The sequence below is a fragment of the Nocardioides sp. WS12 genome (genome assembly GCF_014108865.1).
Lineage (GTDB): Bacteria > Actinomycetota > Actinomycetes > Propionibacteriales > Nocardioidaceae > Nocardioides.
Map to the genome: position 1 here is coordinate 1,947,577 of NZ_CP053928.1, position 15,564 is coordinate 1,963,140.

12 protein-coding genes are annotated in these 15,564 nt (G+C 70.7%); 8 read left to right on the forward strand and 4 right to left on the reverse strand.

What is annotated here, in order from left to right:
* Positions 1-128 precede the first annotated feature (128 nt).
* The 7 genes from HRC28_RS09370 to HRC28_RS09400 are packed head-to-tail and all read left to right on the forward strand — an operon-like array spanning position 129 to position 4,267.
* Positions 129-956 (forward strand): ATPase, T2SS/T4P/T4SS family, encoded by an 828-nt coding sequence (locus HRC28_RS09370; RefSeq protein WP_272902674.1) that lies wholly within the window; start codon positions 129-131, stop codon positions 954-956.
* A 6-nt stretch (positions 957-962) separates the two neighbouring features.
* Complete coding sequence (locus tag HRC28_RS09375; RefSeq protein ID WP_182379839.1) at positions 963-1,817, forward strand: type II secretion system F family protein; 855 nt, start codon at positions 963-965, stop codon at positions 1,815-1,817.
* Positions 1,814-2,740, forward strand: a complete 927-nt coding sequence (locus HRC28_RS09380; RefSeq protein ID WP_182379840.1) for a type II secretion system F family protein — start codon at positions 1,814-1,816, stop codon at positions 2,738-2,740. The genes HRC28_RS09375 and HRC28_RS09380 overlap by 4 nt, the downstream gene beginning before the upstream one ends.
* A 39-nt stretch (positions 2,741-2,779) precedes the next feature.
* Positions 2,780-2,962 (forward strand): hypothetical protein, encoded by a 183-nt coding sequence (locus HRC28_RS09385; protein WP_182379841.1) that lies wholly within the window; start codon positions 2,780-2,782, stop codon positions 2,960-2,962.
* A complete protein-coding gene (locus HRC28_RS09390) occupies positions 2,959-3,354 on the forward strand; it encodes a TadE family protein (protein WP_182379842.1) in 396 nt (131 codons plus the stop codon). Before HRC28_RS09385 ends, HRC28_RS09390 begins: the two co-directional genes overlap by 4 nt.
* Before the next feature lie 8 nt (positions 3,355-3,362).
* A complete protein-coding gene (locus HRC28_RS09395) occupies positions 3,363-3,830 on the forward strand; it encodes a hypothetical protein (protein ID WP_182379843.1) in 468 nt (155 codons plus the stop codon).
* Positions 3,827-4,267 (forward strand): pilus assembly protein TadG-related protein, encoded by a 441-nt coding sequence (locus HRC28_RS09400; protein WP_182379844.1) that lies wholly within the window; start codon positions 3,827-3,829, stop codon positions 4,265-4,267. Before HRC28_RS09395 ends, HRC28_RS09400 begins: the two co-directional genes overlap by 4 nt.
* A 135-nt stretch (positions 4,268-4,402) precedes the next feature.
* On the opposite strand, the gene HRC28_RS09405 is transcribed toward HRC28_RS09400, so the two are convergent.
* Together HRC28_RS09405 and HRC28_RS09410 are read right to left on the reverse strand one after the other, a co-directional pair.
* Positions 4,403-7,774, reverse strand: coding sequence for an Ig-like domain-containing protein (locus tag HRC28_RS09405; protein ID WP_182379845.1), 3,372 nt, complete (start codon positions 7,772-7,774; stop codon positions 4,403-4,405).
* Between the two features lie 29 nt (positions 7,775-7,803).
* Positions 7,804-11,685 (reverse strand): Ig-like domain-containing protein, encoded by a 3,882-nt coding sequence (locus HRC28_RS09410; RefSeq protein ID WP_182379846.1) that lies wholly within the window; start codon positions 11,683-11,685, stop codon positions 7,804-7,806.
* 192 nt (positions 11,686-11,877) lie between these two features.
* Here HRC28_RS09410 and prfB point away from each other — a divergent pair, with 192 nt between their 5' ends.
* Positions 11,878-12,996: a peptide chain release factor 2 gene (gene prfB, locus HRC28_RS09415; protein ID WP_182379847.1), complete on the forward strand. Its 1,119-nt coding sequence runs from the start codon at positions 11,878-11,880 to the stop codon at positions 12,994-12,996.
* Between the two features lie 9 nt (positions 12,997-13,005).
* On the opposite strand, the gene HRC28_RS09420 is transcribed toward prfB, so the two are convergent.
* Positions 13,006-14,793 carry a hypothetical protein gene (locus tag HRC28_RS09420; RefSeq protein ID WP_182379848.1) on the reverse strand — a complete coding sequence of 596 codons (1,788 nt, stop codon included), beginning with the start codon at positions 14,791-14,793 and terminating at the stop codon, positions 13,006-13,008.
* A gap of 99 nt (positions 14,794-14,892) precedes the next feature.
* A complete protein-coding gene (locus tag HRC28_RS09425) occupies positions 14,893-15,525 on the reverse strand; it encodes a hypothetical protein (protein ID WP_182379849.1) in 633 nt (210 codons plus the stop codon).
* Between the last annotated feature and the right edge of the window lie 39 nt (positions 15,526-15,564).

Sequence of the window (15,564 nt, forward strand, 5' to 3'; positions counted from 1 at the left end):
AGCACGACCCCCGCTGAACAACAGCGAGGGCCGGTGCTACCTTTCCCGCGTTCTCGCAGGTCAGGCGCGATATGGAGTTCTCGGAAATTGATCCGGAAAGCGATTGATCTTCCCGTAACCCGCCGTTCGTGGATGCGATGCTCCCTGCCGGCCACCGGCTCCACGTCGTGCTCCAGGGCATCTCGCGGGGCTTCTCCGCGGTCAACATCCGCAAGTTCGTGGTGCGGGCCAGCCGTCTGGCGGACCTCGTCGAACTCGGCACGCTCACGCCCGCCTCGGCCCAGTTCCTCGAGGCATCCGTGCGGGCGGGCCTGAACATTCTCGTGGTGGGCGGAACCCAGGCCGGCAAGACCACGATGCTCAACTGCCTGGCTGCCGCAATCCCCGGCGGGGAGCGGGTGATCTCGGCCGAGGAGGTCTTCGAGATCCGCTTCCCGCACCCCGACTGGGTCGCGATGCAGACCCGGCAGGAAGGCCTCGAGGGGACCGGCGAGATCCGGCTGCGTGAGCTCGTCAAGGAGTCCCTCCGAATGCGGCCGAGCCGGTTGATCGTGGGCGAGGTGCGGGCCGAGGAGTGCCTTGACCTGTTGCTCGCGCTCAACGCCGGGCTGCCCGGGATGTGCACCCTGCACGCCAACAGCGCGCGGGAAGCGTTGACCAAGGCCTGCACCCTGCCGTTGCTGGCAGGCGAGAACATCTCGGCGCGCTTCGTCGTACCCACGGTGGCGGCGTCCATCGACCTCGTCGTCCACCTCGCGCTCGACCCGCGCGGCGCCCGTCAGGTGCGGGAGATCGTCGCGGTCCCGGGGCGGATGGAGGGCGACGTCATCGAGACCGAGTCGGTCTTCGAGTGGCGCGACGGCCAGTTGCGGCGCGGGATCGGCCTGCCACCACGGCTCGACCAGTTCGAGCGGGTCGGCATCGACGTCGCCCGGCTGCTCCACGGGGCGGGGTGACCTGCGGTGGGTGCACTGGTCGGCTTCGCCTTCGGGCTCGGCTGTCTGTTGGTCTGGGCTGCCTTCCGACCCCGTGAGGTCCGTCCGGTAGCGGCGAGCGGGTCGAGCCGGATCGAGCAACGGCTCGCCGAGGCCGGTCTGCGGGAGGTGGCACCGCGCTCGCTGATCGCGCTCTGCGTGGGGTCTGCCGTCGTGGGAGCCGTCGTCGTCCTCGGAATCACCCGGACGGCTCCGATCGCGGTGGTCTTCGGTGCGCTCGCGGGCTACCTGCCGATGGCGATCGTCGCGGGGCGCGCTCGACGACGGCAGCGTGAGTTCGCCGAAGTCTGGCCCGAGGCCGTGGACGACCTGGCCTCCGCCGTACGTGCGGGCATGTCGTTGCCCGATGCCGTGGCGGCTCTCGCTGTCCGCGGGCCCGAGCCGTTGCGGGCGGCCTTCCATGCCTTTGCCCTGGACTACCAGGTGTCCGGCCGGTTCGGTGACTGCCTCGATCGGCTCAAGGAGCGGCTGGCGGACCCGGTCGGTGATCGCGTCGTCGAGGGCCTGCGGATCGCCCGCGAGGTCGGCGGCGGTGAACTCGGGCGCCTGCTGCGCAGCCTGTCCGGCTTCCTTCGCGACGACCTCCGCACCCGGTCCGAACTCGAGGCCCGACAGGCCTGGGCCATCAACGGCGCCCGCGTCGCTGTCGCGGCGCCGTGGGTCGTCCTGCTGGTGATGTCGACCCAGCGCACCGTGATCGAGCGCTACCAGTCAGCAGCCGGCGCGGTCGTCCTCGCCGTGGGCGCCTGCCTCTGCGTGGTCGCGTACCGGCTGATGATGCGGATGGGGCGGCTCCCCACCGAGAGGCGGATTCTCCAATGAATCCAACGGTGTGGGGCAGTCTCCTCGGCCTCGGTACGACGACCGGACTTGCCCTCGTAGCTACCCGGGTCATCGCCATGCGCCGACCCCGTCTGGAGAGCCGGGTGCTGCCGTACGTGCGGGATCTGGCGTCGGCCGATCGACCGGTCGCTCCTCTCGAGCCGAGCAACGCCGTGGCCGCGGTCTTCGGACCGCTCCTGCGCCGGGCCGCCGAGGGCATCGAGCGCGTCGTCGGCGGCACGCCGTCCGTGCGACGTCGCCTGTCGCGGGCCGGTCTCGAGATCAGCGTGCACGATTTCCGGGTCCAGCAGGTGCTGTGGGGGCTGGCCGGCTTCGGCATCGCCGCGGTCTACGGCGTCCTGCGCACCTGGACCCGTCCCACGAATCCGCTGCCCCTGTTGCTGTTGTGCGTCGGCGCGTTCGTCATCGGGGTGCTCCTGCGCGACAACCGGTTGAGCACCCAGGTCAAGCAACGGGAAGTCGCGATGGTCGCCGAGTTCCCCACGATTGCCGAACTCCTCGCCCTGGCAGTGGCAGCCGGTGAAGGCCCGGTCGCTGCGCTGGCTCGCGTCGTACGACGAAGCGGTGGTGAGCTCTCGAGAGAACTCGGCGAGGTGCTGGCCCACATCCGTACCGGCGAGCCGGTCGCGGATGCCTTCGACCGACTGGCCGGCACGACCGGTGTGAGCGTCGTGGCGCGATTCGCGCACGGCATCGCGGTGGCCGTCGAGCGCGGCACCCCGCTGGCCGACGTACTCCATGCGCAAGCGGCCGACGTTCGCGAGGCCGGTCGCCGTGCGCTCATCGAGCAGGCGTCCCGCAAGGAGATCTTCATGATGGTCCCGGTCGTCTTCCTGGTCCTGCCGGTGACCGTCCTGTTCGCGTTCTGGCCCGGCTTCATCGGCCTCTCCCTGACGTACTGATTCGCGCTGATCCACGCTGCACTCTCGGAAGGAACCACCGTGCGCACCTCCCCAATCCTCAACCTCCTGCGACGCCGCTGGCATCAGCGCGACGAACGCGGTGACGTACCCGGCTGGGTCCTCGTCACGGTGATGACGATCTCGATCGGCGTCGCACTGTGGAGCCTGGCCCAGCCGCAGTTGGTGGGCATCCTCCAGTCAGCGCTCAACTCCGTGAAGTGAGCGGCCCGCAGCGGCGTCGGGACCAGCGAGGTTCGGCGCTGGTCGACTTCACTCTCGTCACGGTGGTCCTGTTGCCGATCGTGGTCGGGCTGATCCAGGTCGCCCTCGTGCTGCACGTGCGCGCGACGCTCGCTGCCGCGGCGTCGGAAGGTGCCCGGCTGGCGGCCACCGCCGACCGTGGTCCCGGCGACGGCGTCGAGCTCACCCGCGCCCAGATCGATGATGCGCTGGCCGGTTCGTTCGCCCGGGACGTCGAGGTGCGCCGGGTCATGGTCGACGGTGCGCCCGGTGTCGAGATCACGGTCCATGCGGAGGTTCCGGCTCTCGGGCTCGGCGGGCCGGCCGTGGAGTTCTCGGTGTCCGGCCGGGCGGTCGAGGAGAGCCCGCGGTGAGGTCAGCGATGAGGCGGCGCTGGGCCGGCCTGCGGCTCGACCAGCGGGGGAGTGGACTGGTCGAGATGGTGTGGATGAGCATCATCCTGCTGCTCCCGCTGCTGTGGATCGTGCTGTCGGTGTTCGAGGTCCAGCGGGGATCGTTCGGCGTGAGCGGCGCGGCCCGGGCCGCTGCCCGTGCCTATGCGCTGGCGCCCAACGACGTGGTCGGCGAGAAGCGTGCGGTGGCGGTCGCGCGCCAGGCGCTGGCCGACCAAGGGCTGAACGACGTCCCCGTCAGCGTCTCGGTGACGTGCAGGCCGTACCCCAAGAACTGCCACAGCGGCACCTCGGTGATCACCGTGCGGATCGAGTCGGCGGTGACCCTGCCGCTGCTGCCCGATGTCCTCGGCAGCGGTACCCCGACCTTCCGGCTGAGCGCGGACCACACCGTGCCGATCGGGCAGTACCAGGAGATCCAGGAGCAGAGCCGTTGACCCGCACCCGTGACCAGCGTGGGAGTTCGACCCCGCTGATCCTCGCCTTCACCGCGATCATCCTGTTGCTCGTGGCCGTCGTGGTCGATGCCAGCGCCGCCTACCTCGCGCGTCAGCGCCTCGATGCGCTCGCGGACGGCGCCGCACTCCAGGGCGCTGACCAGGGCGCCCAGGGCTCCGATGCGTACGACGACGGGCTGGCCGCCGGCGACCTGACCATCGCGCGCCGGGAAGCCGAGCAAGCGGTGCGGGCCTACCTGCGCGACGTCGGCGCGGCGGCCGACCACCCCGGTATCCGCGCGGTGGTGCGGGTCCAGGACGACCGGATCGTCGTCGAGCTCGAAGCCCCGATCGACTTGCCGCTCAGCCTTCCCGGCGGCCCGGAGAACCCGACCATCCGCTCCACGGGCTCGGCGGTGGTCGATCCGGAGGAGTGAGGAACCCCGGGACGTCATGCGAATTGGCTGCTCGAGCGACCAGAGCGCCTGACGTCCGGCCAGGTCGCCCGCGGACAAAACACGAACAGCGGGCTCGGGGTCGATGACTCCGGGCCCGCTGTTCGCTTGTGGGGGTCAGTTGCCCTCGTACGCCCCGTGGCCGTACGACGGCAGGTAGCTGTCGTTGCCGTCGAACCGCACGTCGAACCCGTTGTTGAGGATCAACTCCGGTCCCTTGAACGGCGCGTCACACCGCGCGTAGCCGGCAGAGTCGGTGACGACCTCGCAGGTGTGCACCACGCCGGGGTAGACCGCCGAGGGCAGCGAGAAGACGACCAGCTGGCCGGCGAGAGGTGCGCCGCCGAGCCCGGTCAGTTTTGCCTCCACCCGTGAGTAGTTGTCCATCACCTGCGTGAGGACCGGCTCGGCCACGAGCGTGCTCGCCGCCCGCGCCACCACCTGCGTGTACGACGGCGACGTGCTCGCCGCACGGCTCCCGTCACCGGAGTAGGTGGCGGTCACCTCGTGGTTGCCGGCGGCCAGGCCCTCGACCTCCAGCGTGGCCTGGACGCGGCCGTCGACCAGTTCCAGGTCGGCCGTGCCGAGCACGTCGTCAGCGGACCGGAAGGTCACGGTGCCGGTCGGTGCGCCCGGCGTGGGCAGTGCGTCGGTGACGAACGCGGTGAAGGTGACCGCGTCGCCGTACCCGGCCGGGTTGTTGTCCGACTCGACGCCGGTGACGGTGGCGACCCGACCGATCGACTGCGAGGTCGTGGCGTTCTGGCCCTCGAAGTTGAAGTTGCCGACGTACTCCGCGCGGATCTGGTGCACCCCCGGCGTCAGGGTCGACGTCGCGAACGAGGCCGTGCTGGATCCGGTCGTGCCGGGGACCAGGCTGGTCGCACCGATCAGCGTGTTGCCGTTCCAGAACCGGACCACACCGGTCGGCTTGCCCGTGGCGGGAGCCACGGCCTGCACCGTCGCGGTGAAGGTGACCGTCTGGCCGTGGTCGGCCGCCGCGTCGTCGGACACGAGGCCCATCGACGTGGCGCCCTTGACGACGCCCTGGCCGGTGCCCTGGTCGAGCACACCGTTGCTGGCGATGAATCGCCCGTCACCGCTGTAGACCGCTTCGACCCGGTAGCTACCGGGGGAGAGCGAGCTGAAGGCGTTGCTGAGCGCGACACCGTTCACGAGGGTCACCGGGCCGCCGAGGTTGGCTCCGTTGATCGTGAAGCGGACCGTTCCCGACGGCGTTCCGGCGCCGGGCGCCACCGGGCTGATCGTCGCAGTGAACCGGACGCTCTCGCCGGACTGCGCCGGGTTGGCCGAGGACGTCAGCAGCGTCGAGGTCTGGGCGCGTTGCACCTTCTGCGCCGTCGACCCATTGCTGCCCGTGAAGCTGTCATCGCCGTCGTACGTCGCCACCACGGCGTGCTGCCCGACCGACAGTTCGTCGGTGGTGATGGAGGCGACGCCGCCCGTTCCGGAGTTGACGGGCGCGGTGCCGAGGACCGTGCTGCCGTTGGTGAAGGTGACGGTGCCCGACGGCGATCCGGCACCCGGAGCCGTGACGGTGACGGTCGCCGTGAACGTCACCGGCTGGCCGAAGACCGAAACCGGAGCCGAGCTCTCCACGACGGTCCTGGTGGCCGCCTTGTTGACCGTGTGCGTGCCGACCGGCGACGTGCTGGTGATGAAGTTCGGGTCGGAGCTGAGGTAGCGGGCCTTGATGTCGTGGCTGCCGCGGGTCAGTGTGCTCGTGCTGATCTCCGCTGCGCCATCCACCAGGTCCGCGAAGGGTCCCGGGGTGCCGTCGATGGTGAACTGGACGACGCCTTCGGGGGTGCCGGTCGCGGGGCTGACGGGGGTGACCGTCGCCCGGATCGTCACCGACTGGCCGACGACTGACGGGTTCGGCGAGGACGAGACGACCGTCGTGGTGTGGGCCGGCGCGACCTCCTGGTCGAGGTTGGTCGAACCACCGGCGAACCGGCTGTCGCCTTCGTAGTTGGCGGTGATCACGTGGTCACCGGCATCGAGGCTGGTCGCGGGGGACACCGCGGTGCCGCCGTTGAGGGCCACCGGGTCTCCGATCGGTTCTCCGTCGGCAGAGAACTGCACGAGGCCGGTCGGCTCGCCGACACCGGGCGCCACGACATCGACGTCGGCGGTGAAGGTGAGCGGTTCGCCGGCCACGGCGTCGGCGTTGGAGGTCGCCAGCGTGACGGTCGTGTCAGCACGGTTCACGCCGTGGCTGAGCTCGGCCGAGGTGCTGGTCGCGAAGTCACCGTTGCCGTTGTACGTCGCCTGCACCAGGTGGTTGCCGGGCGTCAGGTTGCTGATGGTCAGCTCGGCCGTGTCCCCAGAGAGCGGTACGGCGGTGCCGTACGGGTCCCCGTCGACGTTGAACTGCACACCGCCGCCGGGGTTCCCGACGCCCGGAGCGACGACGTCGACCGTGGCGCTGAACGTGACGGCTTCGCCGGACACGGTGGGGGATCCGGTGCTCGTCAGCACGGTGCTGGTGGGCGCCTTGCCGACGGTCAGGGTCCGGGGATCCGCCGTGCTGGTGACCAGGTTGCTGTCGCCGCTGTAGCGGGCACCGATGGTGTGCGTGCCCGTGGTCAGGGTGTCGACGGACGGTGAACTGGCCGAGCCGCCGACGACGGGAGCCGGAGCGCCGAGGTCGTCACCGTCGACGGTGAACTGCACCGTTCCCGAGGGGACGCTGGTGCCGTTGACGATCGCCACCTGGGCGGTGAACGAGACGGCTTCGCCGTGCACGGAGGGCGCGGGCTGGACCAGCGTCGTCGTCGACGGGTTCTTCTCCACGGTGAACGGGGTGGAGACGGAAGACCCCTTGTAGAACGTGGTCTGGGCGAAGGCCGCCGTCACGGTTGCGTTGCGCGGCGGGCCCGAGACGGGCAGAAGCGCGGTGGCCACACCGCTCGCATTGGTCGTGGCGTTGACCGATGTGCCACCCGACAGGGAGAAGGTGACTGTCCGGTTCGGCAGCACCGAGGACGACAGGTTCGGGTCGGTGAGCGTGGCCCGGGCGGTGACCGACGTGTTCTGCGGTCCCTCCGTGGCCCCGGAGTAGGCGATCTGGGTGATGTTGTCGATCGTCACCGCGCGGTTCGTCGTCTTGGTGTTGTTGGAGCAGAAGACGAAGCCCGAGCGGTTCCGCTCGATCGCCCGGGCGGTGTAGGCGCCATTCGCGTAGGAGTGCGAGTCGAACCCGGCGCTCTTGGCACCGGTGCCGCCCTGCACGCTCTCGAACACGACACCGCCGCCGCTGTTGACCAGTTGCAGCGTGGTCTGCGGACCACTGGCGTTGGCACAGAGGGTGCCGTCCGTGGCACCGCTCGCCGACAGGGTGGCGTTGCCGCGCAGGACGGCGTTGTTGGCCGGACCGGTGATGTCGGCCGAGGCCGACGACACCAGCAGGACGGAGAGGCCGATGGCCAGGGAGATGGCCGCGAGGGCCGCGATCAGTCTGCGCACAGCTGAGGTTCCTTTCAACATGGCCGACCTCACTTGATGATGGCGCCGCGCGCCGTGGAGGAGAGGTGGTTCGCGTCGCCGCCGAAGGTGGCCGTGTAGCCGCCGTTCAGGACGAGCGCGACGAGCTGGGCAGCGGCGTTGCAGGTGGCGACGCCGGATCCGTTGGTCGTGGTCGTGCAGACCAACTTGGTCCCGACCTTGAACTGCACCGGCACTCCGGCGAGCGGCTGTCCGCCCGCCGTCACCGTTGCGCGCAGCTGCCCGAGCGGCAGGCCGAGCGGCGTCAGCGAGACCGCTGCTGCTGCCGCCTGGACCACCGTGGCCCGCTTGGCGACGGTGACATCGACGACTGCGGAGTCACTCGCCTCGTGGAGGTCCGTGCCGCCGTACACCGCCTTCAGGTGGTGGGTCCCAGCAGGAAGTGCGGCCGTTGCCAGCTGCGCGCTGCCTGCGTTTCCGGTCGTCGGTCCGACGGGCACGGCGCCGATCTCGACGTCGTCGGCGAAGAACGTCACCGAGCCTGCCGGGACGCCCTGGCCTCCGTGCACCGGTGTGACCAGCGCCGTCAGGGTGAGGGTGTCGCCGTACGTCGCGGTGCCGGGCGAGACCGTCAGGCCGGTCGTGGTCGCCACGCGGGCGACCGACTGGGTGAGGTCGACCAGGTCGGAACGGAAGTGCACGTCGCCCGAGTAGAGCGCCGTCACCGTGTGGTTGCCGGGGGCCAGGTCGTCGATGGCGGGGCTGGTGGCCGCGCCGTCCTCGAGCTCGACCGCGTCACCGAACGGACGACCGTCGATCGCGAACTGGACGTACCCGGTCGGCGTACCCGTGCCGGGCGTGGGCGAGGAGACCTCGGCAGTGAACCGGACCTCTTCGCCGACCTCTGCCTCAGCCGCGGAGGACTGCAGGTCGATCTCCACTCCGGCCGCAGCGACCGTCTGGGTCAGGATGTCGCCGCTGCCCGAGAAGCCGGGCTCCGGGGTGAAGGCGGCGATCACCGTGTGGTCGCCCGGGTCCGGGGAACCGAGCGTCGGGCTCTCCGCCACGCCGTCGCTTCCGACCAGGATCGGACCACCGATGTTCTGGCCGTCGACCGAGAACTGGACGGTGCCGGCGGGGCTGCTGTCATCAGCGGCCGTGACCTGCGCACGGAACGTGATCAGTTCGCCGTACGTCGACGGGTTGGCGCTCGACGTCAGGACGGTCGTGGTCTCGATGACCGCCGTGCCCTCGATCACCGTGTGGCTGACCGGGGCCGATTCGCTGGCGTTGTAGTCGGCGTTGCCGGCGTAGCGCGCCGTCAACTGGTAGGAGCCGGGGGCCAGGTCGGTGAGGTCGAGCGTCGCGCGACTGCCCGACGAGTCGGTCGTCACCGGTGCCGAGCCCACGGGCTCGCCATCGGCGAGGAAGGTGACGGTGCCGCTGGGGGAGCCCGATCCGGGGCTGACCGCAACGACGCTGGCCGTCAGCAGGACCGGCTGGTCCTGCACCGAGGGCGAGGGGTTCGCCAGCAGCGACACGGTGGTGTCCGCCGCGGCGACCTCGTGGTCGACCTGGTCGGATCCGGCCAGGTAGCGCCCGCTTCCGGAGTAGGCCGCGGAGACCGTGTGCTCGCCCGCCGTCAGCGAGGTGAGCGGCGGGAACGTCGCCGACCCGTTGGTGAGGTCAACCGGGGCGCCGACGGCGTTGCCGTCGACGAGCAGCTGGACGGTGCCGTTGGGGCTGCCGCCGCCCGGTGCCTGCACGGCGACGGTCGCGGTGTGGCCGACGGCCTCGCCGGTCACGGTCGTGGTGTCCGTCGCGGACAGCGTCACGGTGACCGCTGCCTTGTTGACGGTGACGTTGCGCGGCGAGGCCGAACTGGCGTCGTACACGTCGTCGCCGGTGTAGGTCGCAACCACCTGGTTGCTGCCGACCGCGAGGTTGCTCACGGTCACCTCGGCATCGCCGTTGGCATCGATGCTGTCGCGGCCGACCTCGTCGCCGCTGACGGTGAAGATCACCTCACCGGTCGGGGTGCCCGAACCGGGGGTGACCGTGGCGCCCAGCGTCACCGGCTGGCCGTAGACGGCCGTGCTCGGGTCGACGGAGGACGTCGTGGTGGTGGCCAGCAATGGCTCGCGCACCCGGAACGTGACGGCTGCGGAGGTGCTGCTGCTGTGGTCGGTGGTGCCGGCGTACACCGCGATCACGGTGTGGTTGCCGAGGCCGAGCGTCGAGAGTGCCGGGCTGGTCGCGGTGCCGTCGGTCAGCGGGATGGCTGCACCGAAGTCCGATCCGTCCACGCGGAACTGGACCGCGCCGCCGGGAGTGCTGCCGTGGTCGGGCGTCACCGTGGCGGTGAAGCGAACGGGGTCGCCCACCGTGACGACCGACGGGTCGGCCGACACCACGGTGCTGGTCGGGATCGTGCCGACGGTGAAGGGCGACGAGGCGGACGCGGGTGCCAGCCCACTGCCACCGGCGTACGACGCCGTGATGGTCGTCGTGCGCGGCGGACCGGCGACGGCGATGTCGGTCTCGGCGATGCCCGCTGCCGAGGTGGTGGCGGTGGCCGTGGCGCCACCCGTGAGGGCGAAGGTCACCGTGCGCCCGGCGACGGGGCCGCCGGCCAGGTCGACGAGAACGGCCTTGACGGTGGCGTTGCTGCCCTGGGCTGCGGACGTCGCACCGGTGTAGGTGAGCGTGCTGCAGTTGGTGGTGGTGACGACGAGGGTGGCCGCCGTGGTGGCGCCGCCGGCGCTGACGAGGACACCCCAGCTGGCCCGGGCGTTGCCCTTGGCGAGCCCGTCGGACTCTGCGGGCGCGGTGAGCGTCGCGGTGTAGTTGCCACCGCTGGTCGTGGTGGTCGACGCGTTCTGTGTCTGGCCGGGCGTGACCGGCGACTTGTCGAGCGAGATCGAGACCGGGACGCCGACAGCGCCCGAGCTCAGCTTGCCGGCGACGGTGACGTCACCGCCTGCACAGCTCAGGGACGGGGTGACGGTGCCGGTGAGCGTGGTGGCAGCGGTGGGGGTCGACGCGGACGCCAGTTTGCGGTCGATCGACAGCGAACCGTCGTCGACGGGCAGGCGCAGGATCTCCTGGGCGTCGTTGCGGTGCGTCGGGGACCACCAGTGGGTGTTGATCGTCTGGCCGTCGGCGCTCTGGGCGTGGACGCGCCGGGCGTTGATGCTGCCGGCGGGGACCGCGACGGTCGCGTTGGTGACCGCGGACGGGTCGTCGAAGGAGAAGACGCCTTCGAAGGTGTCGTTGCCGCTCGCGAGGGAGCCGGCGGCGTAGCTGAACCCGCCGTCGTAGTCGACGTCGACGTCGTTGCTCCAGGACTGGCCCGCCTCGAGCGGGAAGGCGAGTGCGCGCCAGCCGCGCTGGGGCGTCATCTCCAGGTTGATCGCCGCCGTGATGTTCTGGGTGATGATGCTGACCTGCGCCTTGCCGGTGAGGTTCTGCTGCTGGGTCTCCCGCAGCAGCGCCAGGTCGGAGCGGCGCACGTACTTGGTGCCGCTCACCGAGCCGGCGAAGTTGCTCAGGTTGGCGGTGCCGACACCGTCGACCACCGCTGTTCCGCTGCCGCCGGTGATGGTGCCCGTGATGTCGAGCCGGTACGCGCTCTGTCCCTGGAACGTCTCGACCGCGCCGACGGTGTAGGTGACGGTCTCGTTGAGCGTCACGTCCGTCCCGGTCGCGACGTAGCGGAACGTGGTCTGGTAGGTCCACGACCAGCCGGTGTTCCATGCGGCCACGTCGTCACCGGTCGCCTGGACGGCGGTGGCGACGGGTGTCCCGGCCAGGGCGACGAGCCCGGCGGACAGGGTGGCGAGCACGATCAGCCGGGCCATTCGCCTGCGGAAGGCGTCGGCGGCGCGGCGGCCTCGGTGCTGGAATCGGGTGTTCATCGGCGCAAGGGGCATGCGTCATCCATCCCATGTGTTGGGGGGACACCACCCGAGACGTGCGGGACAGGGGAGCCTGCTGGTGGAGGGAGCACGGGGAGTCAAGCAGGTTGTGATCGAGGCCACACCAACTTTGGTGAAACCGGTTCTAGTCTTTACGCGAGGTGGCATTTACCCGCCTTGCCCGGCGGGGTCGTAGCCTTGCCTGTTGTGGCAGGCACCGATTACGACTCCGAGATCAAGCAGCTGACGGCAACGATGCGCACCATCGAGCAGGTGCTCGACATCGACCAGATGCAGCGCGACATCGCCGACCTCGGCGAGCAGGTGGCTGCGCCGGACCTGTGGGACGACCAGGCCAACGCGACCCGGGTCACCGGCAAGCTCTCCGGACTGCAGGGCCAGGTCGACCGGTTCCGCGCGCTCCATGACCGGATCGACGACCTCGCCGTCCTCGCTGAGCTGGCTGCCGAGGAGGCCGACGCCGAGACGCTGGCCGAGGCCGACGCCGAGCTCGAGAAGGTCAAGAAGGCCGTCGAGGGGCTCGAGGTCCGCACCCTGCTCAACGGTGAGTACGACGCCCGCGAAGCCCTGGTCAGCCTCCGGGCCGGCGCCGGTGGCGTCGACGCGGCCGACTTCACCGAGACCCTGATGCGGATGTACACCCGCTGGGCCGAGCAGCACGGGTACCCCGTGGAGGTCTACGAGACCTCCTACGCCGAAGAGGCGGGCCTCAAGTCCGCCACCTTCGCCATCCACGCTCCCTACGCCTACGGCACGCTCAGCGTCGAGGCCGGCACGCACCGCCTCGTACGGATCAGCCCGTTCGACAACCAGGGCCGCCGCCAGACGTCGTTCGCCGCCGTCGAGGTCGTCCCCGTCCTGGAGCAGACCGACGAGATCGACGTCCCCGACGAGGAGATCCGCGTCGACGTCTACCGCTCCGGCGGTCCGGGCGGTCAGTCGGTCAACACGACCGACTCCGCGGTCCGGCTGACGCACATCCCGACCGGCACCGTCGTCAGCTGCCAGAACGAGAAGTCGCAGTTGCAGAACAAGGCCAGCGCCATGGTGGTGCTCAAGGCCAAGCTCCTCGCCCTGAAGAAGGCCGAGGAGAAGGCGCACCTCGACGGACTGCGTGGCGACGTGCAGGCGAGCTGGGGCGACCAGATGCGCAACTACGTGCTGAACCCGTACCAGATCGTCAAGGACCTGCGGACGGGCTTCGAGAGCGGCAACCCGTCCTCGGTGTTCGACGGCGACCTCGACGGCTTCCTCGAGGCCGGCATCCGCTGGCGTCGCGGCGGCGAGAACGCCGAAGCGAACTGACCTGACTGATCAGCGCGGGCGGACGACCGTCGAGCGCTTGCTCAGCGCACCCCAGCCGACGCGGTTGCGCGCCTTCACCTTGACCACCCAGCGGCCGCGCGGCAACCGCATCTCGACCCTCCGGGCGCCTGCGCTCTGGACCCGCGACGTCACGCTGTCCACCACCCGTCCCGACGCGTTCAGCCGGTACGCCGCCACGACGTAGCCCGTGATCGGCGCGCCACCGGTGCGGGTCGGTGCGACCCAGCGGACGCCGATCGTGCGGCGGCCTCCGCGAGGACCCGGGTTCACCCGCGGTGCGGCCATCGTGCCCGGCCGCGTCACCGTCGGTACGACGGGCGGGACGACCACGACCGGCTCGTCCACCGGGGGATCGGTCGGCGGATCGGTCGGCGGATCGGTCGGCGGGTCAGTGGGCGGGTCGGGGAGCGTGCTCGAGCAACCCGTCACCGTGAGTCGGTAGGTCCCGAGACTGCCGTAGTCGTCGTACCCACCGGTGGTCCAGCCGGACGTGCCGCCCGCGCCGGAACCCACACCGGAGACCGCGACATAGAACGGACCGCCCGTCAGGGGCAGGGAGACCGAAGCGCCCAGTCCGGTGACGGCGCTGGTGGTACGGGTGGTGGCCGGTGCGGCGGACGCGAGCACGGTGCCGGCCGCGTTGCGGACTTCGACCAGGAGATCGAGGTTGGGGCCGACGGCCGCCGGATCGGCGCGTGCGGTGACGGTGCCGGAGCACTGGGCGACGCCGATCCAGTCGCTGTCGCTCGGGGTGCTGATCACGCCGGCGCCGCCGGTGAGGGCGGACAGGGGGAGCGCCGTGGTCGGCGTACTTCCGGCCTCGTCGGGTCGCAGCGTGATGCCGTTGGTGGCCGCGACGACGAAGTCGTCCTGGTGGTTGCTCGCTGCCGTGTAGTCGCCCTTCGACCACTGGGTGACGCCGGAGGAGTACGGGCTGCCCATCAGCGGGCCCCACAGGGAGGAGCCGCCGTAGTAGCCGCTCGTCGCCGTGCCGTCGTGGGCGAGCCCCAACGAGTGCCCCACTTCGTGGGAGGCCGCCTCGGCCATGCTCTTGGCCCGGTTGCCGAGGGACGAGGGGAACACCCACGCGGGGCTGCGCGTCTCGGCGGGCGTGACGATGTCGAAGGTGCCGATCCAGCCCAGACCGCCGCATCCGCCGCAGAGGACGCTCTGGACGCTGCTGCCGGACGTGAACACGACCCGGGCACCGTAGGCCAGGTCGCTCAGCGCGGTGCGGAACAGGCCACCGAACGCCGGCTCCTGGGTCGTCACGTCGACGTCGAAGGGCGCGTAGTCCTCTGCCACCCGGGCCCAGACCTCCTGGATCAGGGTGCGCTCGGCGTCCGAGAACGCGGCCGATGTGTCCGTGGTCCAGCCGGGGAAGAGCAGCGAGGTGAGCCCGTTGAGCAGCCATGAGTTGGTGCTGAGCAGGCTGCCGCCGTCGAAGTCGAGGTAGATCGTGCGGGTGGCGCCGGGCCGGCTGTGGAGCGCGAACGTCTCCGCCAGCGTGTACGACGAAGCGGGCTCGGCCGCAGCCAGCGCGGTGCCGTCCGTGGAGACGCGCGCCGAGGGCACCGGTGGCGGGGTGCCCCACTCGTCACGGGCGAAGGTCACGCCGTCGGGACTGGTGACGACGGTCGGGTCATCGACCACTTCGACGGCGGGGGGAGTTCCGGCCGGGTCGGTGTCGTCCGCCGCTGCGGGAACCGCCCATCCGGTCACGGCACACGCGAGCGCGGCGAGCACGAGGGCGAGCGTGCGCAGAACCTGAACCATGTGCGACGCATCGTCCGACGCGGGGACCGCCTGAGCGTCGTACAACGGAACGGGACGAAGGTCCCGCAGGATCCAACCGATCGGCCAGGCCAGGTCAGGTCAGGTCGTGGTGAAGGACGCCGCCTGGGCAACCGCGACGCACCAGCGTCCGGTGCGGGCAACCAGGTCGGCCTCGGCGACGCCGACCGGGAGGGTCAGGCTGCAGGCCAGCCACGCATCGCCGAACAGGCCACGGAAGGACGCCGTACGGGTGTCGCCGTTGGTGCACACCACGGCCACCGAGGGGGTGCCGTACGCGGCGGCGGTGGGCTGTGGCACGCACACCTTGGTCGTCGCGGCGCTGATCAGGCCCGATGCCCGCTCCGCGCTGACCGGCGGAGCGAAGACCCAGCCCCGGGCTTCGGTGCCTGCTGTCTCCGCTGGCGCGAAGAGGCAGCCGTACTCGTGGGCCACGTCGCTGCCGGGGAGCGCAGCGGACTCCTCACCGTTGCCGTACGACGTCAGCTCGCCTGCCGCGCCGAGGGCTGCCTTCACGGCCTCGGCGGGCAGTAATTCGCAGAAGGGCGTCCGCTGGACGACCGCGGCGCTGCTGTCGAAGTCGGCGAGGTCGGTGCCCTTGTAGGCAGGTGGCAGTGGAGTGTTCGTCGTGTCGTCGGCGACGACCACACCGATGCCGACGGGCACCAGGGTGAGGAGCGCGGAGAGAAGCAGCGCGCGCAGGACCGTCGACACGCCCGCCAGACTAGTGGGCGCTGCCTCGCCTTGCCCGTC